Below are 26,635 nucleotides of genomic sequence, written 5' to 3'. Positions count from 1 at the left end.
TTTTTTCATAAAAATTTCACAATTTAAACTTGATTGGAAATGTATGTTTTTGCATATGCTAGTGCGTCATGTAATTTTTCTGGGTTTTTACCACCAGCTTGAGCCATGTCTGGTCGACCACCGCCGCCACCACCGCAACGTGTAGCTGTTTCTTTAATTAATTTACCCGCATGATAGCCTTGGTCAATTAAATCTTTTGAAACACCGGCAGCTAACTGTACCTTCCCATTATTAACAGCTCCAAGCAGAATAATACCTGAACCAATTTTTTGTTTCAGCTCGTCAACCATGCCACGTAATTGTTCCATATCTGATACATCTACTTTTTCTATTAAAACAGGAACGCTATTTAACTGCTCTACCTTGTCCAAAATGGATGCCGCTTCAAGGTTAGACAATTTCTGGTTTAGCTTTTCTTTTTCTTTTTGTAACTCTTTGATTTCGATAAATAGATCATTAATTCTTGTTGGCACCTTATCTTTAGAAGCCTTTAATAACTGTCCAGCTTGTGTCAAAACTTGTTGTTGTTGTGTAACAAATTGATATGCACCTTTTGCAGTCATTGCTTCGATTCTTCTTGTACCTGCTCCAATACCTGTTTCTGTAACAATCTTGAATACACCAATCTCAGAAGTGTTTTGGACGTGACAACCACCACACAATTCTAAACTATAGTCTCCAACAGAAACCACTCTTACAATATCACCATATTTTTCACCAAACAATGCAGTCGCACCCATTTGCTTAGCTTGTTCGACAGAATGATAATTTGTTGTAACAGCTAAAGAATCCCATATTTTTTGATTCACATTCCATTCAATTTCTTTTATTTCTTCATCTGTAATTGCATTAAAATGAGAAAAATCAAAACGTAAGCGATCCGCTGATACTAGTGATCCTGCTTGATTCACATGTTCTCCAAGTACATCTTTTAATGCTTGATGTAATAAGTGTGTCGCAGTGTGGTTTTTTTCGATTAATGTTCGCCCGTTTTTATCAACAACTGCCTTCACCTTACTACCTTGTTGTAATGTTCCTTTTGTAACAATTACACGAAGTAAATTTTGTCCTTTAGGTGCTTTTTGTACATCTTCTACTCTCGCCTCACCGTGTTCAGCATATATCCAGCCTTTGTCTGCAATCTGGCCACCGCTTTCAGCATAGAAAGGAGTATCTTTTAGCACAATATACAACTCTTCTTCTGTAGAAGCTTCAACGAATGTTTTATTTTGAATGATAGCTTCCACTGTTGTATCAATTGCTAATTGATCATAGCCAATAAATTTACTTTCAGCTGTTAGTGCATGAAATATCTCGTCTTGTACTTGCATTGAGTCTACTTTTTGTCTTGCATTTCGTGCACGTTCTTTTTGTTTTTGCATTTCCTTTTCAAAACCAGCTTCATCGATTGTAAAACCAGCATCTGCTATATATTCTTCTGTTAGCTCTTTAGGAAATCCATATGTGTCATATAATCGAAACACTTCAATTCCCGGAAAAATATTTTTTCCTTGTTCTTTTTCTTTTTTAATGATCTCTTCTAAGATAATTAAACCTTCATGTAGAGTTTCGTGAAATCTTTCTTCCTCTGTTTTTACTACGGTTTCAATAAACTCCTGCTTTTTCTTTAAGTCTGGATAAAATGCTTGCATAATTTCTGCAACAGTACCAACTAACTGATACATAAATGGTTTTTCAATACCTATTTGTTTTGCAAAACGAACCGCTCTTCTTAACAATCTTCTTAAGACATATCCACGCCCATCATTCGAAGGCAATGCACCGTCAGCAATCGCAAATGAAACAGTTCGAATATGGTCAGAAATAACTTTGAACGCTACATCTGTTTGATCATTTTTTCCGTATTTTACATTTGCATAGGTTTCAATCTTCTTGATTAAAGGAAGAAACAAATCCGTCTCGAAATTGGTTGGTGTATCTTGAATAACAGATACCATTCGTTCTAAGCCCATCCCTGTATCAATATTTTTCTTCGGTAATGGTGTATATGTATCGTCTGGGTTATGATTAAACTGAGAGAATACTAAATTCCAAATTTCCAAATAGCGATCGTTTTCCCCACCAGGGTATAATTCCGGATCATTTGGATCATTGCCGAATGATTCGCCACGATCATAGAATATCTCTGTATTGGGTCCACTCGGTCCTTCACCAATATCCCAAAAATTCTCTTCTAAGCGAATAATTCGTTCTTCAGGAAGTTTAACTTCATTTTTCCAAAGATCATACGCCTCATCATCCTCTGGGTGGACAGTGACTGACAATTTCTCAGGATCAAAGCCAATCCATTTCTCGTCAGTTAAAAACTCCCACGCCCATAAGATTGCTTCTTTTTTAAAATAATCACCAATAGAAAAGTTTCCTAACATTTCAAAAAAAGTATGGTGTCTAGCAGTGAAACCAACATTTTCAATATCATTTGTTCGAATAGACTTTTGTGCATTAGCTAGTCTTGGATTATCAGGAATCACTCGTCCATCAAAATATTTCTTTAATGTAGCTACACCACTATTAATCCAAAGTAAAGTTGGATCATCCTTCGGTACAAGAGATGCACTTGGTTCTATTCGGTGTCCTTTTTCTTCAAAAAAATCTAAAAACATTTGTCGTACTTCCGCAGACGTTAATTGCTTCATCTTACAAAGCCTCCTAAAATAATTAATCTTCTTTATAGAATTAAAAAAACTCTCTTCTCTGCAAATACTTGCAGGGACGAGAGTTGACTATCGCGGTACCACCCTGATTATGAACCATAAGATTCATCACCTTAAAACGATAACGGTGTTTAACCGGCAGGAATTAGCTGCACTCCAAACTAGCTTCTGTAACCCTTCATTTAGAATTTCTTTCAGCCAAGGAAATTCCTCTCTTGAAATGGTCTGTCACATACTAATGTTTTTCTACGTTTTTTACTAACTATTGACGATATTATAGTTAACTTTTGCCCTTCTGTCAATCTTTCAAGTTTTATATATACAATCAATCGTCGTTTTTACTTTGAAAAATAATAACTTTAATGATTGTTACCAAAGGGATAGAAACAATCATACCAATTAGGCCAGCAACTTCACCACCGACTAATAATATAAATATGATAAAAACAGGGTGCAAGTGTACACTTTTACCAACGATATATGGCGATAGTAAATTTCCTTCTATTATTTGAACGATCACAACTCCTAACACAACATAAATCACTTGCTTTGTTGAAATGGTAAATGCAATAATCACTGCTGGCAAGGCGCCAATAATCGGTCCAAAATATGGAATAATATTTGTCACTGACATGATTACCGCTAAGACAAGTGGATATTTCATCTTAATGAATAGTAAGATGAAATAAGAAATTACTCCCACAAAAAAACAAACAAGAAGCTGTCCACGTATATAACTTCCTAATCCTTTATCAACCGCAGGCAAGACCCGATTCACTCTAGTTCGATATCTTTTTGGGAATAGTTTGATTAAGCTAGACTTGATTAAATCAAAATCGTTTAACATATAAAAAACTAAAACAGGAATAACCGCTACAACCATAAGGATATCCATAATTTTAGTAGCACGATTTAATAGCTGTGCAACCCACTGCTCTATACTTTTTTCAATATGGTTAAAGAACAAATCCATTTGATCATGAAAGGATTCAGGTAGAAAAGCAGTGCTCTCATACAACTGATAAACAGTATAACGATAAGTATCAAAGAAATTAGGTAATGCCTGTTGTATTTCCTTAATTTGTTTTAGTAATGCAGGAAATCCATAGTACATAGCAATAGCACTTCCACCGAAGAACAAAACATACACACCAACAATGACTAAACTTCTAGGAATATGATACTGATGGATTTTTTCAATCATTGGATGTAGTAAATAAGCAATAAATGCCGCAATAAGAAATGGCGTTAAAATTTTAATAACTACCGCTACTAATTGACTATAAAATGGAAACAAGAGATATAACAAATAAATAAACAGTAGAATAATAATTCCCAGAATAAAAATAGAAAGCCATTTCCTGATGATTCTTCTTGAAAGCATATCAATTACTCCCTGACATCATTATCTTAATAACGATCGTTCTTCTTCTGTAAAAAGATCGTGTAATGAACTTAACGAACCATCTTCTTCTACTTGATCCATATGGAGTATATTATTCTCTAACCTTAATTCGATAAAACATCCCCAACAATAATAATGTTGACTACCGATTTTGCCAATGTTTTTCGTTTTACAATTTGGACAATGCAATTGATTCACTCCTACTGTAATTTTATTATCATTTTTTCCAATAAATAATAAAAATATACAAGTAAGGAATAACAAAAGACGAACTTATATTTTAAAATAAATTAAAGTTCGTCTAATGTTACAGCATATTTTTTTATCCAAAACGATTATAAAAAATCATAAGGTGATAATTCTGCTTCTTCCACTGTTTCTTCATCTTCAATGTTTAACTTACCATCAAGTAATAATTGTAGCTTTTCTTTTAAAGTAGTAAATCTAGTATTACTGTCTTCTTGTTGAACTCCTTTTAAAAAGGAGTGCTTATCTCCACACAACAATAGGGACTGTTTTGCACGGGTAATTGCAGTATATAACAAATTCTTCTTCAACATTCGGCGATAACTGGATACAACCGGTAAAATAACAATAGGAAACTCACTGCCTTGAGATTTGTGAATGGAAATACAATAAGCATGCATAATGTTCAGTAATTCTTGTCTATTATAAGCAACTTCTTTATCATCATACACAACAATGACTTGTTCTTCTTGTTCATCTGATTCATCTTCTTGTTGAATCGCCACAATTTCTCCGATATCTCCGTTAAACACACCATCTTCAGGTTGATTGACTAATTGAATTACCTTATCTCCAGCCCGAAAAACAGCATCCCTTGTTTTAATTTCGCGTTTTCCTTTTTGCTTAGGATTAATTAGCTGTTGGATTTCTTCATTTAAACGGTGAATCCCGGCTTGTGTACGATACATAGGGGCAACCACTTGCATATCTTTTAAATCTAGCCCCTTTGATTGCGCTTTATTCATAATTTGTTTTACAACTTCGACAACCTGATGCTCATTACAATCAATAAAATTAAAATCTGATGATTTAGCTAATGATGTGATAGATACATCCTGACGCTTTATTTCGTGTGCTAATTGTATTATTTTTGATCCTTCTTTTTGGCGATAAACTTCATCTAATTTAACTGCAGGAATTCGATCGCTAGCAAGTAGATCCGACAGAACTTGACCCGGACCAACCGATGGTAATTGATCTTCATCTCCAACTAATAATACTTGCATTTCGTTCGGAATCGCTTTAAATAATTGATTTGCCAAAAAGACGTCCACCATAGAAAATTCATCAACTACTAATAATTTCCCGTTTAATTGATTGTTTTCATCTTTTTCGAAACTATCATTTCCATCCCAGCCTAACAACCGATGAATCGTCACTGCGGGTAAGCCAGTTGATTCTGTCATTCGTTTCGCCGCTCTACCTGTAGGGGCTGTTAAAATAAAAGGAAAGTCTGACTTGTTATCATATGTATTGGGATCAAGTGACATATCATGCAGTTCACTATAACCACGCAAGATACCTTTTATCACGGTTGTCTTTCCAGTTCCAGGACCACCTGTTAAGATCATCACTTTTTGAGATAGAGCTTGTTGAATTGCTGTAAATTGTTCTTTACCATAACTTAAGTATTCTTCTTCTTCGATATCGCCAACAATTTTCAACAAATCAGCTTCCACAATGTCATAGTCTAAATTATGATCAAGTGTACGTTTTAATTGTGTGCAAAAACCTGATTCCGCATAATATAATACCGGCAAATAAACACGTTGGTTATCAATAATCACGTGTTTACTCGTATGTAATGCTTCTAGTTGTTCATTCAATTCATTCTCAGTAATTTGATAACGCTGCGCTTGAATTAAAATACTAGACTTCGCTAATAATTCATTAATTGGTAAATAAACATGACCATCTTGAATAGACTCGTGTAACGTATATAAACATCCAGCTTGCAATCGCATCGGATGATTCATTTCTAACTCATTTTGTTTTGCAACTTCATCTGCTCGTATAAATCCAAATCCCTCAATATCAAAAACATATTGATACGGATTGTTTTGCAAAATATCTATTGCCTCTGCTTGATAGGTTCCGTATATTTTTTGTGCCATCTTTAATCCAAATCCATATTTGGACAGATGAACTACCACGTGTTCAAACCCTTGATGCTCTTGAAGACTGCGTGATAAATTCTCTGCTTTTTCTTTGGTTAATCCTTTAATTGAATCTAAGACAGTAGCATCTTTTAAAATTTTCGATACAGCAGTATCTCCTAATTTATCTACTATTCGTTGTGCTAATTTTTTACCGATACCATGAAATAAATCACTTGATAAATAGGCGATTAATCCTTCTGTTGTGTCTGGAATAAACCGTCGATAATGTTCGACCTGATATTGCCGACCGAATTTTTTGTGATCAACAAAATAACCTTGAAAAATATATGATTCCCCGACTGCTAATTCTCCAAAGTACCCTTTAATCACTAATTCCTTGTCACTAAAGGATTCATTCGTATCGGTCACCTTAATTTTTGCAATTGAGAAACCTTCCTGCTGATTAGAAAAAATAGTATGGATTAGTTCTCCCTTAATATATCGTTCTTCTTTATTCTCTTGAATTTCTTCCATCACAGAAGGGCCCCTTTACCAAGATTATTCCTCATTTTGCTGTAGCAACGTCTCTACTTGCTCCTTCAAACTTAAGGCTAATGTATGATCTGGTTGCAATCGAATAGCTTCATTTAAGTGGTACAATGCTTTTTCACTATTTTCTTCAAATAAAAACGCTACAGCAAGATTATAATGCGCATCACTGTGCGAAGGGTTAATTTCTAGTACTTGTTCAAACGTTTCTTTTGCTAGAGTTAACTGTTCTGATTGTGCTAACGATAACCCATATTGGAAAAGAATGATCTCATCGTCTGGTTGAATTTCTTTTGCACGTAGAAAATATGGTAATGCTAGTTTATCATTCTTTTCTTGTTGAAAGGATAGTCCTAGCATAAAAAACACATCAGCCTCTTCAAGTCCATAATGTACCGCTTTCTGATAATAACGTTGCGCCTTTGCATAATCTTCTTTTTCAAAGTATAGATTGCCTAATCCATAATAAGCTGTTGCAGCTGTTTCATCTAAAGCAATCGCTTTTTGAAAAAAACGAATAGCGCGATCAAAATCATTTATGTGGACTAATAAATTTCCAAAGTTAATGTAACCGACCGGATCATTTGGCGAACTCTCAATAGCATCATTAAAACATTGCGCTGCCTCTTGATATTTCCCTTCTTGCATATATTGAATACCTTGATTCATTTCTTCCATAAAGTCATTCACCTCTCTAATGATATGAAAATACAGAACAGAAACGTCATCTGTTCTGTACTTCATTAACCTACATAGTTTAATTTTTCTTTATCTTTAAAGATTTCATCGATGGTTGCCCCACCTAGACATACTTCTTCATCATAAAAAACAACTGCTTGTCCAGGTGTGATCGCTCTTTCTCGCTCATCAAATATGACTTCCACGCGATTATCATCGATTGGAACAACGGTTACTTTACTATCTTTTTGACGATAACGAAACTTGGCAGTACAAACCATTGCTTCGGTTGGTGCGCCATTTATCCAATTTACATCAGTAGCAATTAAACCATCAGAATATAAATAATCATTCGCATACCCTTGCTCTACAAAAAGAACATTTTTTTCTAAATCTTTACCTACAACAAACCACGGATCTCCTGGACCACCTATACCTAATCCTTGTCTTTGTCCGATTGTATAGTACATTAATCCTTCGTGCTGACCTTTGTCTTCTCCAGTCATTGTTTTCATTTTCCCAGGTTGTGCTGGTAGATATTCACTAAGGAATTCCTTGAAATTACGTTCACCTATAAAACATATACCTGTACTATCCTTTTTAGTAGCTGTTGCCAAACCATGTTCATTAGCTATTCGGCGTACTTCTTTTTTTGGTAAATGTCCTAACGGGAACATCACTTTCGCTAACACATCAGAAGTTAATTGATTTAAGAAATACGTTTGATCTTTATTATCATCTACCCCACGAAGCATTTCATAACGTCCATCCACTTCTCTTACTTGTGCATAATGACCTGTCGCTACATAATCCGCTCCTAGAGATAGGGCGTGTTCTAAAAATGCTTTAAATTTAATTTCTTTATTACACATAACATCTGGATTTGGCGTACGTCCTGCTTTGTACTCATCCAAGAAATAAGTAAACACCTTATCCCAATATTGCTTTTCAAAGTTCACTGCATAATAAGGAATATCTAACTGGTTACAAACACGAACGACATCATCAAAATCCTCTGTAGCTGTACAAACACCAAATTCATCCGTGTCATCCCAGTTTTTCATAAAGATACCTACCACATCATATCCTTGTTGTTTAAGCAATAAGGCTGTGACAGAAGAATCTACTCCCCCACTCATTCCTACTACAACACGTGTATTACTATTATCTGTCATTTTTCGTCACCTCACTACTTTCTAAGTCTATTTACAACCTTCGCTATACGATTAGCTGCTGTTTTTATTTGTTGTTCATTATTTGCAATTCCAAAGCTAAAACGAATAGAATTAAGTGTTCTTTCGCTCCCTTTTCCAAACATCGCTGATAATACATGAGAGGCTTCAACCGAACCAGCAGTACAAGCACTACCACTCGATGCTGCAATTCCATCTAAATCAAAGTTCATTAATAAAGCTTCTACATTCGTACCTGGGAAGCTAATATTTATGATCGTAGGGATTACTTCTTTTGAGCTATTAACTGAAAACTTAATACCCGCTTCTTGTAAACTATCTACAAATAATTGTTTATAATAATTATATGTCTCTGTTCGCTCGTTTCTTTCTGCACCAGCCAGTTCAATTGCTTTTTGAAAACCAACAATTGCAGGGATGTTTTCTGTTCCAGGGCGGCGCTTTCGTTCCTGTTCTCCCCCGTGATGCAATGCTTCAAAATGCACACCTTGCTTCACATATAGAAATCCAATACCTTTTGGACCATTGATTTTATGGGAAGAAGTAGTCAATAAATCAACACCAAGCTGTTGCACATTGATAGAAAGTAGACCATAAGCTTGTACTGCATCCGTGTGAAAATATGCTTGATGTTCTTGAAGTAGCTTACCAATTTGTTCAATCGGTTGAATCGCACCTGTTTCATTATTTACCATCATTATAGATACAAGAATGGTTTCATCTGTAAGTGCTTTTTCAACGTCCTCAACAATTACTTGTCCCATTTCGTTCACTGGTAAATACGTTACTTCGAACCCTTGATGTTCCAAGTACTGAATTGCATGCAGTGTAGCATGGTGTTCAATTTCAGTTGTTATAATATGATTTCCTTTTTGTTTATTAGCAAGTGCTGTGCCTAATAAAGCCATGTTGTCTGCTTCAGTTCCACCACTAGTAAAGATAATGTCCTTTTCATTTGCTCCGATACTATTTGAAGCGACACGTCTAGCCTCATCAAGATATTTTCGAGCTTTCCTTCCAAAATAATGCACACTAGATGGATTACCAAACGTAGTTTCCATTGTGTGGTTCATTTCCTTTATCACATCTGGATGCATAGGTGTAGTTGCTGCATGATCAAGGTAAATTGGCTCCATCTGTTACGCCTTCTTTCTATTGTAAACTGACTAGTTATTTTCATTTAAATATAGAACATGTACGGATCTTGACCTTGTTGATCTTCTTCATCAAACTTAGACAAATCATCCAATGTCGTCGTATCTAATACATTTTTCACTGCATCACGTACTCTTATCCATAACGCTTGCTTTGCAGGCTCTTCATCTTCAATTCCCTCTACAGGTGTAATTGGTCCTTCTAAGATTCTGATGATATCTCCAGCAGTAATATCTTTAGCATCTTTAGCTAACATATAGCCACCATACGCCCCGCGAACACTCTTCACTAAACAAGCATTTCGCAAAGGAGGTACTAATTGTTCTAAATAATGTTCAGATAGCTCTTTTTCATTAGCGATTGTTTTTAAGGAAATAGGCCCTTCTCCAACACGTTTGGCTAATTCGATCATAATAGTTAGTCCATAACGACCCTTTGTAGATATTTTCACCATAACACTCCTCTATTAACACTTTCCTGTTAAAAATCGTTTAATACTATTTATTTAAATATCGTTTTTTCAAAACAAGCAATATATGATAACCGTTTAAAATAGTATGAAATACACTATCTTTTATTATAGCATGAATCGTATTATTCTTGCATTTTCAAAAGGTTATCAGTACGCTAGAGAAAATAACTAAATAGAATGCTTAAAAACAAATTTATATTTTAGCTATTTATCAATTATAAGTCAAGTCAATGATAGATCGAAGGAGTGCATATATCGTGGTAAACAACCCTTTAGCTTATCGAATGAGGCCTGCTCATATTAACGATATTATTGGTCAACACCATCTTGTAAATGAAGGTAAAATGATTAGAAGAATGATCGAGGCAAATCGGTTGTCTTCTATGATTTTATTCGGACCACCAGGAACAGGTAAAACATCAATGGCAATAGCCCTTGCCAAAAGTCTAAACATAAAATATAAATTATTAAATGCGGTGGTAGATAAAAAGAAGGACATGGAAATAGTTGTAGAAGAAGCAAAAATGTTTGGACAGCTTGTCGTCGTATTAGATGAAGTTCATCGATTAGACAAAGCAAAACAAGACTTTTTATTACCACATGTAGAAAGCAATTTAATTACTTTAATTGGATGTACAACAAGCAATCCATTTCATTCAATCAACCCTGCGATAAGAAGTCGTGTACATTTATTCGAATTAGAAAGACTTCAACCAAGCGATGTAAAAGTGGCAATAGAACGAGCTGCAATGGATAAAGAGAATGGATTAGGTAACATTTTGTTAAATATTACCGCTAATGCTTATTCCCATTTCGCTCATGCTGCTAATGGAGATTTGCGCGCTGCTCTAAATGGTCTTGAGCTCGCTGCATATTCCACTCCCAAAGATGAACAGGGAATTATTCAGATTACACTTGAAGTAGCCGAAGCATGCATGCAAAAGAAGAGTTTTTCACACGATAAAAATGGTGATGCTCACTATGATGTACTATCAGCATTCCAAAAATCAATCCGTGGTAGTGATGTCAATGCTGCACTTCACTATTTAAGTAGATTGATTGAAGCCGGAGACTTAGAAAGTATCGCTCGTAGACTGGTTGTTTGTGCTTATGAAGATATCGGTATTGCAAATCCACAAGCAGGACCTCGAGCCCTAGCAGCAGTGGAGGCAGCCGAACGTTTAGGATTCCCAGAAGCGCGCATTCCTTTATCTGTCGCAATTGTAGAACTGTGTTTATCACCAAAATCTAATTCAGCTTACACAGCACTCGATCAAGCCTTATCTGATATACGTCAAGGAGATTTCGGGGACATCCCAGCACACCTTAAAGACGCGCACTATCAAGGAGCTAAGCAATTAGGAAGAGGAGTTGATTACCAATATCCTCATCAATTTGAAAGTGGTTGGGTGAAACAACAATACTTACCTGATAATCTTAAAAATAAGAAGTACTATCAACCAAAAGAAACAAGTAAGGTAGAACGTGCTTTTAAACAAATCTATGACAATTTAAATTAAGTTTTGTATATTGCCAATCATTTCTGAACATACTAGTAAAAAACAATATAAGTTCTAGTCCAGTAACTAGCTTTATATTAGAAGTTACTAGATAGAAAAGAGTTAAGGAGTGAAACAATTGGCAAAGGTAAGACAAGACGCCTGGTCACACGAGGATGATCTATTACTTGCTGAAACAGTACTCAGGCATATACGTGAAGGCAGTACACAGTTAAACGCGTTTGAAGAGGTTGGTGATAAATTAAATCGAACTTCAGCAGCTTGTGGTTTTCGTTGGAATGCCGAAATTAGACAACGTTATGAACAAGCAGTCTCTATTGCAAAAAGACAGCGAAAAGAGAAGAAAAGAAGTATTGCTAAACAGCAGAATCAATTAAATCGTTCCTTTCATTTAGATAATGGTTTGTTAGAGCAAGAAAATGAAAAGACATTTAGTGCTCATTCTCACGTATCAAACGAAATATCCAACGAAGCACAAGAATTGAACTTAAATCAAGTTATTCAATATTTAAAAACGCTCCAAAAAGAAATGCAAGATTCAATGCTTTCTAGAAACAGTCTACAAAAAGCAGAGCAAGAACGTGATCATTTACACAATGAAAACGAGAAGTTACAAAAAGAGATAAAGCATTTGGAAAAACAATTAGAAACGGTACAAACAGATTATCAAGCTTTCCTACAAATTATGGACAGAGCTCGAAAAATGGTTGTATTTCAAGATCAAGAGGATGCTACTATCCCTAAATTTCGTATGGAGAAGAACGGAAACCTTGAACAAGTAGCTAGATAACAAAAATTGAACCTCCACTCTTTAATGGCTCTCTAATAAATAAATTTTAAACAGACAAAAAACGTACCTTAAAGGGTACGTTTTTTTATGTATAGTAATGCAATCCCGATCGTGCCGTCTTACTTAAAAGTTTTGGCCCGCTCTTCGCAGGTGGGTGCTTTGTTTTATGCATTATACGTCCAACAATAGGCGTGTACGCAACATAAAAACGTCAAGCTCCCAATATTATAAATGTTCGGTCAAAACATTAATAATTCAACGAACACATCAGGAATGTGCATTACTTTGTATTAACTTATATTTGTATCTTAGCATAAAAATAAATTAAATTCAAGTTAAATTGTAAGCGTTTCTATTCTTCGTCTTCTGTATTTTTATACTGTACAGAAAGGCTTAATTCATTCAATTGTTCAACACTTACATTACCCGGAGCTTCTGTTAATGGATCCGTTGCTGAAGCTGTTTTTGGAAACAGAATGGTATCACGCAAGTTAGATTTTCCTGCTAATAACATGACTAAACGGTCAAAACCAAGTGCAATACCTCCATGAGGTGGTGTACCATATTGTAAAGCTTCTAGTAAGAATGAGAACTGCTGATCCGCTTCCTCTTTTGAAAATCCTAATACTTCAAACATTTTGTCCTGAATCTCTTTTTTGTGAATTCTCAATGAACCTCCACCGAGCTCAAAGCCATTTAAAACTAAATCATATGCTTGTGCTTTCACTTGTTCAGGATTTGTACTAAGCTTCTCTAAATCTTCATTGGCAGGCATTGTGAATGGATGGTGTGCTGCGAAATATCTTCCTGCATCTTCATCATATTCAAGCAATGGCCAATCTGTAACCCATAAGAAATTAAACTGGTTTTCGTCAATTAGATTTAATTCTTTACCTAACTTCAATCGTAATGCGCCTAAGCTATCATACACGACAGATTGTTTATCAGCAACGAATAGTAATAAGTCGTTTTCTTCTGCCTGTAATGTTTTAATAATTGATAATTGCTCTTCTTCTGAGAAGAATTTAGCAATTGGTCCTTTTAATCCTTCACTTTCTACTTTTAACCAAGCTAACCCTTTTGCACCATAAACATTTACAAACTCAGTTAATTTATCTATATCTTTACGTGAATAAGAGGATGCATGTCCTTTAACATTAATCGCATTTACTTTTCCACCTGAATGTACTGTACTGTTAAATACCTTAAATCCTGAATCTTTCACTACACCTGATACATCGATGAGCTCCATATCAAACCTTGTATCTGGTTTATCAGAACCATAGCGAGCCATCGCTTCATCATAACTCAATCGTGGGAATGGTAATGTAATCTCTGTGTTTTTCACCTCGAGCATCATCTTTTTCATCATTCGCTCTGTCATTGCCATTATCTCATCACTCGACATGAAGGATGTTTCGATATCAACCTGTGTAAACTCTGGCTGACGATCAGCGCGTAAGTCTTCATCACGGAAACAACGTGCGAATTGATAATATCTTTCAAATCCACCTACCATGATCAACTGCTTAAATAATTGCGGTGACTGTGGTAATGCGTAGAAGTGTCCCGGATGAACACGACTAGGAACTAAATAATCACGCGCCCCTTCTGGTGTACTTTTGGTTAACATCGGTGTTTCCATCTCTAAGTATGCTTCCTCATTTAAAAATTGACGAATCACTTGTGTCATTTGATGTCTTAAAAGGAATGTTTGTTGCATAGATTGTCTTCGTAAATCTAAATATCTATATTTCAAGCGTAATTCCTCTGCGATATCTTTGTCCTCATAAATAGAGAAAGGTGGATTCTTCGCTTCATTTAAAACTGTAATTTCAGATACCACTACCTCAACCTGTCCTGTAGTCATTTTATCATTCACTGTATCTACACTACGTTCCACCACTTCTCCATTTACTTCAATCACATATTCACTTCTTACGGATTCAGCAATTGTTAAAGCAGACTCTGAAAATGTCGGATTAAAAACAATCTGTACAATGCCAGAACGATCACGTAAATCAATGAAAATCAATCCACCCAAATCACGTCTTTTCTGCACCCATCCTTTTAAACATATTTTTTTACCAACATCAGATTTTCTAATTTCACCAGCTAATTGTCTTGTTTGCTGCATTTAACTAATACCTCCTTGAACGAAACGCTTCAATGTAGAATCAATTTCATCTATTTTTACTTGTTCTTGTTTTCCAGTGGACATTTCTTTCACATTCACCACATTATTTTCCAATTCCTCGTCCCCTAATATCACGACATACTTGGCTTTTAATCTGTCAGCAGCTTTAAACTGCGCTTTGAATTTTTTCCCTTGATAATCCTTGTCCACTTGAATACCAGCATTTCTTAGCGTATATACTAGTTCAACCGCTTTTTTCTCGGCTTTTTCACCCAAGGCAACAAAATAACAATCCAACGCTTCATCAATAGGTAATATAACAGATTCTGCTTCCAATGCCATCAATAAACGTTCAACACTCAAAGCAAAACCAATTCCTGGTGTTTCAGGTCCACCTAAGTCTTCTACTAATCCATTAAAGCGTCCACCACCAGATAGTGTGGTAATCGAACCAAAACCTTCTGCATTACTCATAATTTCAAAAGCTGTATGGTTGTAATAATCCAAACCTCGAACCAAGTTTTGATCTACTACATACTCAATCCCCATTTGGTCCAAATAAGCTTTTACTTGCTCAAAGTATGTTTTTGAGTAGTTGTTTAAGTGGTCTAAAATAGATGGTGCGGTCTTCATACTTGGGTGATCCTTGTCTTTTTTACAATCCAATATACGTAGCGGATTTTTTTGTAAGCGAAGTTGACAATCACTACATAATTCATGTGCATGAGGCTCGAAGTGATTAACTAATGCTTCTCTATGATTTGCTCTACTTTCATTATCACCTAGACTGTTTACAACTAGCTTCAACGATTTAAGCCCCAATGTCTGATATAAATTCATCGCTAAAGCCATTACTTCAGCATCTATTGCTGGATCCGCACTTCCTAGCGCTTCTACTCCAAACTGAACAAACTGTCTCATTCTTCCTTGCTGTGGACGTTCATATCTAAACATTGGCCCAATATAAAACAGTTTGGTTGGTTGGGTTGGATTGCCAAACATTTTGTGTTGAACAAAAGCTCTTACTACAGATGCAGTTCCTTCTGGACGAAGAGTCAAGCTTCGATCCCCTCGGTCCTTAAAGGTGTACATTTCTTTTTGTACAATGTCTGTTGTATCCCCGACACCTCTTTGAAATAACTCTGTATGCTCAAAAATTGGTGTCCGAATTTCTTTATAGTTATATGTATGGCATAGTGCTTTAAACTGCTCTTCAACATACTGCCATTTCTGTGTTTGTTCCGGTAACAAGTCTTGTGTTCCACGCGGTAAATTAATCAATTTATAGTTCCTCCTTCATTAAAAAACAATCTATCATAAAAAAATTAGATTTTTCTGCCAATTCAAATAAACATAAATAAACTCCCGTCCCTAAAAAAGGGACGAGAGCTAACCCGTGTTGCCACCCTAGTTGAAATACATTTATTAGCCGTATTCCCACTTTAACAGTTAACGCCTGTTATTACGGTTGTATTTACTCAATCTACTTTTCAATACAACACCTACGGAATGTCCTTCATTTAGACGTTAAGCAAGAAACCTTTCAGCCGATGGGTTTCTCTCTCTTTCCTCACCTATCTAAATTACTATTTCCCTCATTGGTTTTGGTTAAATAAGAAATTAGAATTGTTTATAATAATACTGTTTGGTTCCTGAATTGTCAAGATTGTTTTAGCTTTTCTTTTAGTTTGTGAACATCTTTCAATGAGATCCCTAATTCTTCTGCTATTTCTAAATTGTTCCGATCTGCTTCTAACGTTAGAAATTGATGAAAATCAATTCCAAAAACAGAGTCATGTTGTTGAGAAATATTCATTTTGTTTGATTTACGCATGTGATCACCTTATCATCCTTTAATTTTATATTTTTTTGACTTATAATTAGTTGATTATTATGATTAGAAGAGAAATATTTACATTTTAACTGGAGGAATAACAAATGAAACAACCGATCAAGTGGATATGGTTCCTCGTCTTTACTATTTTTATTGTGTCCTTTTCTAACATTGTCTATGCAGCAAACGTAAATATAAAAGCAAATGATTTACGTGTTAGGAATGGTCCTGGATTAGACTATGAGGTAATTGGTGAGGTAAATGAGGGTGAAACTTACACATACATAGACGAGAAACAAGAGTGGATTGAAATAGAATATTCTAATGGAACAGGTTGGGTTGCAAAAGAGTTTATAGAAATAGAAAAACGAAATAATCAAAATTCAGAACAAAACGAAAAAAACACTTCTGAAAGCGAAGAAATTGTCTTAACAGATAAGGCTGAAAGTGAAATTCTCACAACAAATTTAAAACAAAAAGTAATTGTGATAGATGCTGGCCATGGTGGTAGAGATATTGGGGCAACAGGTAGAAGTGATTTATACGAGAAGGATTATACACTTGAAACTGCACACAATATAAAGAACTATTTAGAACAGCTAGGGGCAATTGTCCATTTGACTAGATCTGATGATCGGTTTATTTCACTAACACCTAGATCAAGTTATGCGAATTTTAAAGAAGCAGATGTATTTCTGAGTATTCATTACAATAGTACACCACAATATCCTAGTGCAAATGGTATTGGAACATATTATTATGATGATAAAGACAAATTATTAGCAACATATGTTCATGAAGGTTTGATTGAATCGACAGGAAGTGATGACCGAGCTGCACAATTTGGTGATTTTCAAGTATTACGTACAAATCATACTCCTTCGCTATTATTAGAACTCGGTTTCATCTCCAATGCGTCTGAAGAAGAACGAATACAAACGAATACTTACCAACAAAAACTTAGTAGAGGAATTATAGCAGGATTGCAGCGATATTTTTTCCACAGTTCAAATTGATCATGGATAAAATAAAAAAATAGTTAGAGGGGATCATACGCCCACTAACTATTTTTCTTTACTATCGATAATTAAAGTAACTGGACCGTCATTCACACTATCCACTTCCATCATCGCTCCAAAAACACCTGTCTCTACAGTTATTCCTGCTTGCTTAACTTGTTCGTTAAAGTATTGATAGTGTTGTTGTGCAATCCCCGGGCGTGCGGCACGCATGAAGTTAGGGCGTCTCCCTTTGCGAGTATCTCCGTACAGTGTAAATTGGGATACAGACAATAGCCCTCCCTTTTTATCAAGTAAGGATAAATTCATTTTTTCATTTTCATCTTCAAAAATTCTTAAATGAACAACTTTATTTACTAAATAATCTGCATCAGCCTCAGTATCATCGTCAGCTACACCTAATAGCACTAAGATACCTTCATCTATTTTCCCAACTGTTTCTTGGTCTACACGTACACTAGCATGTGATACACGTTGAATAACTGCTTTCATTTATTAAAAACCCCTTTATACTACTGAACCACTCTTTCTACTGTATATACGTCTTTGATTTGCTTTAATCGTTCAACTATCTTTCGAAGATGATCAATATTATGGATTAATATCGTAAGGTTCACGACGGCCATTTTATTTCGATCGGACCTACCACTTACAGCGATTATGTTTGTACGCATTTCATTCACTGTTTGTAGTACATCATTTAATAAGCCACGTCGATCATATCCTGATATCTCAAGATCAACATGATATTGCTTCGACTGTGCACCTGTATCTTCCCATTCTACATTTAGTAAACGATGATCTACTTGTTCTGTTTGCATGTTTGGGCAATCTTCACGATGAACGGATACACCGCGTCCCTTCGTAATATAGCCTACAATAGCATCACCAGGAACGGGATTACAACATTTGGCTAAACGCACTAACAGATTATCAATACCTTCTACTTTTACTCCAGTATCTTTCTTTTTGGTGGATTTAGGTTTAACTGTTTGTTTTTGTGCATCTTCAATCGTTCGTTCTAAAATTTGATTCTTTTCTTCTTTTCTTAGTTTTTCAGTTAATCGCGTAGCAATTTGTGACGCTGTAATCCCTTGATAACCAACGGCAGCAAACATGTCGTCAATACTAACAAAATTAAATCGGTTAGCTACACGAGTCAAGTCTTCATTAGTCATTGCTTCTTTCGATTCAAACCCAAGCTGTTTAATTTCTTTTTCAATTGCTTCTTTACCTTTAACCACGTTTTCATCACGTTGTTGCTTTTTGAAAAATTGTTTAATTTTATTTTTTGCTTGAGATGTTTGCGTAATCTTGATCCAATCTCGTGAAGGACCATAGGAATGCTTTGATGTCATTACTTCGACGATATCCCCGTTTTTCAATTGATAATCTAATGGTTCCATTTTACCGTTAATTTTTGCCCCAATCGTTTGATTACCGATTTCTGTATGAATTTTATAAGCGAAATCAATAGGAACAGACCCGGCGGGCAACTCAATTACATCGCCTTTCGGTGTGAAAACGTAAACCATATCTGAGAATAAATCAACTTTTAATGATTCCATAAACTCTTCAGCATCGTTTGTTTCATTCTGCCATTCTATGATCTCCCGGAACCAAGCAAGCTTTTCTTCTGAATTCGCTTTTCCTTGTTCTAGCTTTTGCCCTTCTTTATATGCCCAGTGAGCTGCAATACCGTATTCGGCAATATCATGCATCTCTTTTGTTCTAATTTGCACTTCTAACGGGGCGCCTTTTGGTCCAATTACGGTTGTGTGGAGAGATTGATATAAATTAGCTTTAGGCATCGCGATATAATCTTTAAATCGTCCGGGCATCGGTTTCCAGCATGTATGAATAATTCCCAATACTGCATAACAATCTTTAATACTATCGACAATAATTCGAACCGCTAATAAGTCATAAATTTCATTAAACTGCTTGTTTTGCAAAACCATTTTACGATAGATACTATATAAGTGTTTGGGACGTCCAGAGAAATCAGCATGAATATTTACTTCTTCCAGCTGACTTTGAACTTCCTTCATCACTTCTTCGATATAATGCTCACGTTCTTGTCTTTTTTGTTTCATTAAATTAACAATACGATAATATTGTTGAGGATTAAGGTAGCGCAAAGCTGTGTCTTCTAATTCCCATTTCACAGCAGATATACCTAATCGATGCGCAAGCGGGGCAAAAATTTCTAATGTTTCATTTGAGATGCGACGTTGTTTTTCTGCAGGTAAATGTTTTAATGTTCGCATATTGTGTAAGCGGTCTGCTAATTTTATTAAGATAACCCTTATATCCTTAGCCATAGCAATAAACATTTTGCGATGATTTTCGGCTTGCTGTTCTTCTTTTGACTTGTATTTAATCTTCCCAAGCTTTGTCACACCATCTACTAGCATGGCTACTTCGCTATTAAAAGATTCCTCAATCATAGCTACGGTAGTGTCAGTATCTTCTACCACGTCATGCAAAAATCCACCAGCAATTGTTTCTGGATCTAATTCTAAATGAACTAGTATGCCTGCAACTTGAATCGGATGAATAATATACGGTTCTCCCGATTTTCTAAATTGATTTGCATGCGACTTTTCGGCATATTCATATGCATGTCTAATAAAATCAGTATCTTCTTTTGAAAGATACTGAGATGCCTGTTTAATTACGTCTTCAGCTGTTAGAATATTATCCTTCGACATTTTATCACCTTTGTCCTTTTTACCGTCAGTTCATTTAGAAAAATTAATATATAATAATAACTTTACATAGTATAATAAAAGATTTTTGACAATGATACAATGCTTTCCCATCAATTAAGTCTATTCTTTTAAACATTTTACTACATTTCTTGCGTAATAATTGTAAAATAAGGAGTACCTTTTCTAAAAGGCACTCCTTTCTATCTAATTATACTTAATACTCCATCAATGTAAGAATATCATAACCTTCCAATTTATCACGACCGTTTAAATATGTAAGCTCAATTAAGAAGGCACATCCAATAACTATACCACCTAATTCTTCCACTAATTTAATTGTAGCTTCGATCGTACCACCAGTTGCTAATAAATCATCTGTTATTAATACACGTTGTCCTGGTTTAATAGCATCTTTATGAATAGTTAAAACGTTCGTTCCATATTCTAAACCATAATCAACTTTTATTACTTCACGTGGTAACTTTCCTTCTTTTCGAACAGGAGCAAAACCTACCTCTAGTGCGTATGAGACAGGGCAACCAACGATAAACCCGCGCGCCTCTGGTCCTACTACAAGATCTATTTCCTTTTCTTCTGCATATTTTACTATTTCATTTACAGCTGATTTATATGCTTTTCCATTATCCATCAATGTGGTAATATCTTTAAACTGAACTCCTTCTTTTGGCCAATCTTCCACTACTGTAATATACGATTTATAATCCATAAATCATTTCCTCCTTAATCGAGCCTTGTTGCTCCATTTGACTTGTTAACCAATCTTTTAATTCTTGGTAAGTAGAATAATACATTATCTTCTCAATTTCAGCTTGCTCTATCATTTTTTGATATAGTTGAGACTCAGTTAAATCACGTTTTGATGGTTGTTCTATCGGTCTTAGAACCCCATCATTTATTTTAACAAATTCTAATTCAGAAAACACCTTAATAATGAATTCAATTTTGTCTTTTTTCCAACCTTTATGTTTAATCAACAAAGGGACATCAGTTGAAACCGTAAATTCTCCTCGTTTAAGTAGCATACCATAAAACCATTTAAAATCATTTCGATTAGGAAAAGCCTGTGATAGCTGATTATCCGAAACATGATAACTGACAACTACGTTTTCTGGAGAAACCGATTGGATTAACCATTGGATGTCCTCACGTTCACTTGGAAGATCAGCAATTATAATGGTCTTATATTCTTTAAGTCCATCATGCACATCATCTTCTCTTAATTGATCTAATTGATAGTGTTTATATGGAAGAGTGAAAGAATGATTAGCAGCTTGGAATGTAACAATTGCTGTAGATTCCGGATCATAATTAGCAACTTGTTTTTCCCATAGTTTTGATCCTCTAAAATCAAATAGTTGCCATTCCGATACAGCGATATCTTTCATCATGATTTGGGTGTTCTTTTTACCATTCCATTCGTTTATTTGCAGAAAACCAACAACTTCCATTTCTGCTTGCGGACTAACTTGTTGATAAAGTTCACCCATACCAAAACCTATAGCTTGTACTCGTTCATTCTCACCTTGAAAGATAGCTTTTAAGTGATTTTGTTTGCTACCTATCTGGCGTAACTCGGTCGGCTTACCTTTTATATAAAACAATGGCTTTGGATTGCCCATACCAAAAGGGGCTAATTTGTCTAACGTTTGGACTAATTTAATATCAATGTTATCCAATTCTATTTGTTTTTCTACTTCAAGCTTTTCTTTATAATCATCATCTGACAACTTTTGCTCAGCTAACTGATTGAATTCATCCCTAACTTGAGCAATAGAATCAATTGATAAAGTCATACCTGCTGCTTGAGAATGACCACCAAATTGCTGGAACAAATCTTTTATTTCCATCCCATTTGCAAACAGATCAAAAGCAGGTATACTACGTGCTGATCCTTTTGCTCTTTGTTTATCAGGTTGAAGTGTTAGAACGATTGCCGGGCGTTGATATAAACGAACGAGTTTAGATGCGACGATACCTAGCACTCCTTCATTCCAACCTTCCTTAGCAACAACAATTACCCGTTTGTTCGCTTCTATATTTTCTTCTACATGTCCAATCGCTTCTTCTGTAATATTCCCTACAATCTTTTGTCTTTCTTGATTTATTTCGTTGATTTCTTTTGCGATAGATTCAGCTTGTTCTACATCCTCAGATAAAAGTAGCTCTAAGGCAGGGTAAGCACTCTGCAGCCTACCAACCGCATTGATTCTAGGTCCAATTAAAAAACCAATATCTTCTTCAGATACGGCGTTTGTTATCCCAGCTATGTTTTTTAACGAGATGATACCAGGACGTTTTGATTGGCTAATCGCTTTTAGACCATGGAAAGCTAGAATACGATTTTCATTTACTAGTGGAACAAGATCTGCAATAGTCCCAATTACAACTAAATCTAAAAATTGCTTTGGAAAATAACCAAGTAAATAATGTGCTAATTTAAATGCAACACCCACACCAGCCAGTTCCTTAAAAGGATAATCTGAAGATGTTTTTGGATGTATAATTGCATAAGCTTCTGGTAATTCCGATTGAACTTCATGGTGATCGGTTATAATCAAATCTATACCTAATTCTTTAGCTAATTGAGCAGGACCAAAAGCTGCAATACCTGTATCAACAGTTATAATTAACTGAAACCCTTGTTTATGTGCCTCACGAAATGCTTGTTCATTAGGACCATATCCTTCTGTGAATCGGTTTGGTATATAATAATCACACATAGCTCCTAATTCTCGTAATGCTTCTATTAAAACAGCAGTAGCAGTTACACCATCTGCATCATAATCTCCAAAAACAAGTATACTTTCACCATTATCAATCGCTTGATTAATACGTTCTCTCACTCTATCAATATCAGTTAATCGTGATGGATCATATAAATGGTCGAGGTTTGGTTCTAAAAAAGATATCGCATCTTCTTTCGTTTCTACACCACGCTTCATTAATAAATGTTCAATTAAAGGGGGTAACCCTAATCCATGAAAGGCGTTATTAGTCAATGCTTTCATGTCATCATTTTTAAAATTCCAATTTGCCTTGCTTTGTAACATAAATTCACCCCTGACCAACTCATTATACAGCAGTCAGTCAGGGGGTTCAAATAAATTATTATCTTTTTTACGATTTAAATCAATCTTGTGTCAAATTGTCTTCGCCTGGCTTTGTTTGATCCTTAACCGATGTATCCTCACTTAATTCATCTATTGCGTTTCCCTTTAATGTTTCATTTTCTTTTTGTAGTACACGAAGCGTTCGTTGTAGCTTTAACAAACGAAACAAACCGAATGCTCCTGTGATTAATCCACCTAAAAGCGTCGATATAAGAATAACAAGAATTAGAGGTACTTGCCCTGTACCAAATAAGTAATTAACGGTTACTGCATCACCATTAATAACAGCAAAAATAGCTACAATGAGTGCAAAAACCAATGCAGAAATAATATATGTTTGACCTCTCAATAAAATCACCCCTTAACACAAATTAATATTAGCTTGTTCGGCAAATTTTTTTATTCTTTTGCTTATTTATTCCACAGAAAAACTCTCCTTAAACCAAATTAAGGAGAGTTTGTTTTTTGTTTCAAAAGCTATAATATAACTTTTATTATACTACTGGTCCGTCAGTTTTTTTCTTTTTAATATAAACGATAGGTTTTTCTTTGATATTTCTTCCTCTCCAAACCAACCATAATTGTGCAGCGATAAATAGAGAAGAGTATGTTCCGGCGATCAAACCAACGACTAATGCAAAAGAGAAATTGGTAATAGATACCGCACCAAAGATATACAACATAACCGCAGCAACGATTACAGTTAATACTGTGTTTATACTTCTGCCCAATGTTTGCATTAAACTCTTATTTACAATCGCAGCTAACTCATCAAAAGAGCGAACACGTTGCTTTTTCTTCAAGTTTTCTCTAATTCGATCAAATGTAACAATCGTATCATTAATCGAATAACCCACAATGGTCAATATCGCGGCAATAATTGTAATATCAAATTCCAGCTGAGTAATACTAAATAAAGCTAGAATAAAGAACGCATCATGTAATAAAGCAATAATTGCTGTTAAAGCAAAATAAAACTCAAACCTTATCGTTACATAAATGATAATCCCAATTGATGCATATAGCACAGCTAACATTGCATTTTTAGCTAGCTCTTTCCCTACTACAGGTGATACAGTACTAACATTAGGATCAGAGCCATAAGCATCATTAAAATGCGATTTAATTGTTGCAACTGTTTCTTTTTCTAATTGTGAATCAAAACGAGCAACAGCAATTTCATTATCATTTCCTGAAAGCGAAATTTTATCTGGTTCTAACGTTAATTCTTCAAAATGACTTTCTATTTCCTCTACTGATACTGTATTCCCTGCATTTATTTCAACACGTGAACCCTGAGTAAAGTCTATTCCTAAGTTCAAACCAAATATACTCAAGAAGGCTATGCCTGCTACCACTAATACACCTGATGTTAAGAAGAATTTTTTTCGATGCTTCACAAAATCAAATTGTTTTCCGAAAACAGTCGGTTCAATTTCGGTTGAATCAGCAATATCTTTAATTTCTGATTGCTTTACACCAAACCAACCTGGGCGTTTGTTTAAGTATCTACTCTTCACCCATAGGCTTAAGAAGAATCTCGCACCAAACACTGCGGTAACAAAACTTAACATAACACTCACTATTAATAATGTCGCAAACCCTTTTACAGAGCTTGTACCAAATATAAATAGAACTGTAGCAGCGATTAATGTGGTTATATTTGCATCGAAAATAGTTGATAATGAATTACTATTCCCCGCTTTAAAGGCTGCCATGATTGATTTACCTTCTTTTAACTCTTCCTTCATTCGTTCATAAGTTATAATATTTGCATCAACAGCCATACCGACACCTAGTATCAATGCTGCTATACCCGGTAATGTCAGTACACCGTTCATAAGTTCAAATACAAGTAAAACAAGGTAGATATATAAACTTAATGATATAACCGCAATAAACCCTGGAAAGCGGTAATATGCAATCATAAATAAGAATATAAATGCTACACCAAGCATTCCAGCAAAGATTGTTTTATCCATTGCTTGAAGCCCAAACTGAGCACCGACAGATGTCGTATATTTCTCCACCAAGTTTACTGGTAAAGAGCCAGCGTTTAATATATCTGCTAGCTGTTTTGCTGATTCAACAGTGAAATTACCTGAAATCATTATATTTTTATTGTTTAAAACCTCTTTAAATCCAGGTGCTGAAATATACTTCGGATCTGCTTTTGATGCCTCTGCTTCAAATGAGTCTCCTTCTTGGTAATCCATCCAGATGACAATGCGATTATCCAAATTAGGATCATTCATAATTTCGCGTGTAGCATCACCAAAGGCTGATGTACTCTTAAACTCTACTGTTACAATGGGTTGATTCGTTTGAGGATCAAAATCCTGCCTTGCGCTTCCCTCTACAATATCTGACCCATCTAAATATTCCTTATTTTCGACATCTCTAAAGGATAACCTTGCAGAAGTAGATAAAAGTTCTCTTGCCTCATCTTCATTTTCAATACCTGCTAGCTGTACTCTTATCCGGTTAGGCTCTTCTATATTGAAATTAGGTTCACTAACCCCAAGAACGTCTACACGTTGTCTCAGCGATTCAACCGTAGCCTCAAGTACTTCTATATTTATCTCTTGCTCTTTATTCAGTGGTTCGACCTCATACAATATTTCTACTCCACCTTGAAGATCTAAACCAAGCTTCATGTCTTTTGTAATTCCAGTTATTGTCGTTCCAATTGTCCCAATAAGTGTTAGTACAATTAGAAAAAAGGCAATTATTCTGCCTCGTTTCACCATATGTATTACGCCTCCTCTGCTTGATTACTTTTTAAAATCAAGCAAGTCTTTTCCTATTCCGTTTTTTTAGTTTCAAACGTATTATGCTACCAATAAGTGCTAATGTCAATTAGAAATTCAGTCATCTTGTCCTTCGTTTTCAGTGAGTGCTGCAATGGACGCCATTAAATCATCTTGTTTATAAGATTCAACAGTCAAAAAGCTCATGTATTTATTCGTATTTAAATGTAAAATATCCTCAACAACTTGATATAAACGTTTCTCTGGGTTACCTTTCCACACTTTTTGTTTTAAACATTGCCACACTATATCATCTGTAGTATCTTTATAACCCATTAACTTAAATTCTTCTGTCTTACTCTCTAACACAACGGATAAAAACGCGCGCCAATCGTCTACTTTTCTAGTTATAGCCAATACAATCGCTCTCCCTTATATTATGTAAATTATAGTTGCTTGTCATGCTTGACCAACTTATGTGCATATA

At 35.2% G+C, this 26,635-nt stretch carries 21 protein-coding genes, 1 other RNA gene and 2 other annotated features; of the genes, 3 read left to right on the top strand and 19 right to left on the bottom strand.

Annotated features, from left to right (window positions below):
• Positions 1–23 precede the first annotated feature (23 nt).
• The 8 genes from alaS to cymR all read right to left on the bottom strand — a co-directional run bounded on the left by alaS (position 24) and on the right by cymR (position 10,232).
• Complete coding sequence (gene alaS, locus HP569_RS07255) at positions 24–2,657, bottom strand: alanine--tRNA ligase (protein ID WP_182200502.1); 2,634 nt, start codon at positions 2,655–2,657, stop codon at positions 24–26.
• Between the two features lie 69 nt (positions 2,658–2,726).
• Positions 2,727–2,933: a binding site (T-box leader), on the bottom strand.
• Positions 2,934–3,000: 67 nt separating this feature from the next.
• Entirely contained in the window at positions 3,001–4,059 is a 1,059-nt protein-coding gene (locus HP569_RS07250; protein ID WP_182200501.1) for an AI-2E family transporter, read from the bottom strand.
• A 21-nt stretch (positions 4,060–4,080) separates the two neighbouring features.
• On the bottom strand, positions 4,081–4,269 hold the full coding sequence (locus HP569_RS07245; RefSeq protein ID WP_182200500.1) for a hypothetical protein: 189 nt from the start codon (positions 4,267–4,269) through the stop codon (positions 4,081–4,083).
• A 146-nt stretch (positions 4,270–4,415) separates the two neighbouring features.
• Positions 4,416–6,740: an SF1B family DNA helicase RecD2 gene (gene recD2 / locus HP569_RS07240; protein WP_182200572.1), complete on the bottom strand. Its 2,325-nt coding sequence runs from the start codon at positions 6,738–6,740 to the stop codon at positions 4,416–4,418.
• Positions 6,741–6,764: 24 nt separating this feature from the next.
• Positions 6,765–7,433: a tetratricopeptide repeat protein gene (locus HP569_RS07235; protein WP_182200571.1), complete on the bottom strand. Its 669-nt coding sequence runs from the start codon at positions 7,431–7,433 to the stop codon at positions 6,765–6,767.
• A gap of 65 nt (positions 7,434–7,498) precedes the next feature.
• Positions 7,499–8,608, bottom strand: coding sequence for a tRNA 2-thiouridine(34) synthase MnmA (gene mnmA, locus HP569_RS07230; RefSeq protein ID WP_182200499.1), 1,110 nt, complete (start codon positions 8,606–8,608; stop codon positions 7,499–7,501).
• Positions 8,609–8,622: 14 nt separating this feature from the next.
• Complete coding sequence (locus HP569_RS07225) at positions 8,623–9,762, bottom strand: cysteine desulfurase family protein (protein ID WP_182200498.1); 1,140 nt, start codon at positions 9,760–9,762, stop codon at positions 8,623–8,625.
• Between the two features lie 44 nt (positions 9,763–9,806).
• Positions 9,807–10,232, bottom strand: a complete 426-nt coding sequence (cymR, locus tag HP569_RS07220) for a cysteine metabolism transcriptional regulator CymR (RefSeq protein ID WP_182200497.1) — start codon at positions 10,230–10,232, stop codon at positions 9,807–9,809.
• 278 nt (positions 10,233–10,510) lie between these two features.
• Here cymR and HP569_RS07215 point away from each other — a divergent pair, with 278 nt between their 5' ends.
• Positions 10,511–11,773: a replication-associated recombination protein A gene (locus tag HP569_RS07215; RefSeq protein ID WP_182200496.1), complete on the top strand. Its 1,263-nt coding sequence runs from the start codon at positions 10,511–10,513 to the stop codon at positions 11,771–11,773.
• Between the two features lie 118 nt (positions 11,774–11,891).
• Positions 11,892–12,563: an RsfA family transcriptional regulator gene (locus HP569_RS07210; RefSeq protein WP_182200495.1), complete on the top strand. Its 672-nt coding sequence runs from the start codon at positions 11,892–11,894 to the stop codon at positions 12,561–12,563.
• A gap of 98 nt (positions 12,564–12,661) precedes the next feature.
• Here HP569_RS07210 and ssrS read toward each other — a convergent pair.
• The 4 genes from ssrS to HP569_RS07190 form a co-directional block, all read right to left on the bottom strand.
• Positions 12,662–12,840: non-coding RNA, 6S RNA (gene ssrS, locus HP569_RS07205), on the bottom strand.
• Positions 12,841–12,915: 75 nt separating this feature from the next.
• On the bottom strand, positions 12,916–14,700 hold the full coding sequence (gene aspS / locus HP569_RS07200; RefSeq protein ID WP_182200494.1) for an aspartate--tRNA ligase: 1,785 nt from the start codon (positions 14,698–14,700) through the stop codon (positions 12,916–12,918).
• A complete protein-coding gene (hisS, locus tag HP569_RS07195; protein ID WP_246366975.1) occupies positions 14,701–15,981 on the bottom strand; it encodes a histidine--tRNA ligase in 1,281 nt (426 codons plus the stop codon).
• Between the two features lie 94 nt (positions 15,982–16,075).
• Positions 16,076–16,308: a binding site (T-box leader), on the bottom strand.
• A gap of 52 nt (positions 16,309–16,360) precedes the next feature.
• Complete coding sequence (locus tag HP569_RS07190) at positions 16,361–16,534, bottom strand: hypothetical protein (protein ID WP_182200493.1); 174 nt, start codon at positions 16,532–16,534, stop codon at positions 16,361–16,363.
• A 104-nt stretch (positions 16,535–16,638) separates the two neighbouring features.
• Between HP569_RS07190 and HP569_RS07185 the strand changes: the two genes are divergently transcribed.
• A complete protein-coding gene (locus HP569_RS07185) occupies positions 16,639–17,550 on the top strand; it encodes an N-acetylmuramoyl-L-alanine amidase family protein (protein ID WP_182200492.1) in 912 nt (303 codons plus the stop codon).
• 48 nt (positions 17,551–17,598) lie between these two features.
• Here HP569_RS07185 and dtd read toward each other — a convergent pair whose 3' ends face one another.
• The 7 genes from dtd to HP569_RS07150 form a co-directional block, all read right to left on the bottom strand.
• Positions 17,599–18,045 carry a D-aminoacyl-tRNA deacylase gene (gene dtd / locus HP569_RS07180; protein WP_182200491.1) on the bottom strand — a complete coding sequence of 149 codons (447 nt, stop codon included), beginning with the start codon at positions 18,043–18,045 and terminating at the stop codon, positions 17,599–17,601.
• Positions 18,046–18,065: 20 nt separating this feature from the next.
• The gene (locus HP569_RS07175; protein WP_182200490.1) at positions 18,066–20,267 is read right to left on the bottom strand and encodes a RelA/SpoT family protein; all 2,202 of its coding nucleotides are present in this window, start codon (positions 20,265–20,267) and stop codon (positions 18,066–18,068) included.
• 214 nt (positions 20,268–20,481) lie between these two features.
• Positions 20,482–20,994, bottom strand: a complete 513-nt coding sequence (locus HP569_RS07170; protein ID WP_182200489.1) for an adenine phosphoribosyltransferase — start codon at positions 20,992–20,994, stop codon at positions 20,482–20,484.
• Positions 20,984–23,338, bottom strand: coding sequence for a single-stranded-DNA-specific exonuclease RecJ (gene recJ, locus HP569_RS07165; RefSeq protein ID WP_182200488.1), 2,355 nt, complete (start codon positions 23,336–23,338; stop codon positions 20,984–20,986). Before recJ ends, HP569_RS07170 begins: the two co-directional genes overlap by 11 nt.
• Before the next feature lie 79 nt (positions 23,339–23,417).
• Entirely contained in the window at positions 23,418–23,747 is a 330-nt protein-coding gene (locus tag HP569_RS07160; RefSeq protein ID WP_182200487.1) for a LapA family protein, read from the bottom strand.
• A 145-nt stretch (positions 23,748–23,892) separates the two neighbouring features.
• Positions 23,893–26,148: a protein translocase subunit SecDF gene (gene secDF, locus HP569_RS07155; protein WP_182200486.1), complete on the bottom strand. Its 2,256-nt coding sequence runs from the start codon at positions 26,146–26,148 to the stop codon at positions 23,893–23,895.
• Between the two features lie 117 nt (positions 26,149–26,265).
• On the bottom strand, positions 26,266–26,565 hold the full coding sequence (locus tag HP569_RS07150; protein WP_246366973.1) for a post-transcriptional regulator: 300 nt from the start codon (positions 26,563–26,565) through the stop codon (positions 26,266–26,268).
• Positions 26,566–26,635 lie beyond the last annotated feature (70 nt).

The organism is Paraliobacillus salinarum (genome assembly GCF_014083865.1).
Lineage (GTDB): Bacteria > Bacillota > Bacilli > Bacillales > Amphibacillaceae > Paraliobacillus > Paraliobacillus salinarum.
Note: the sequence above shows the minus strand (reverse complement) of the source record. Positions and strands in the feature narration are given on the sequence as shown.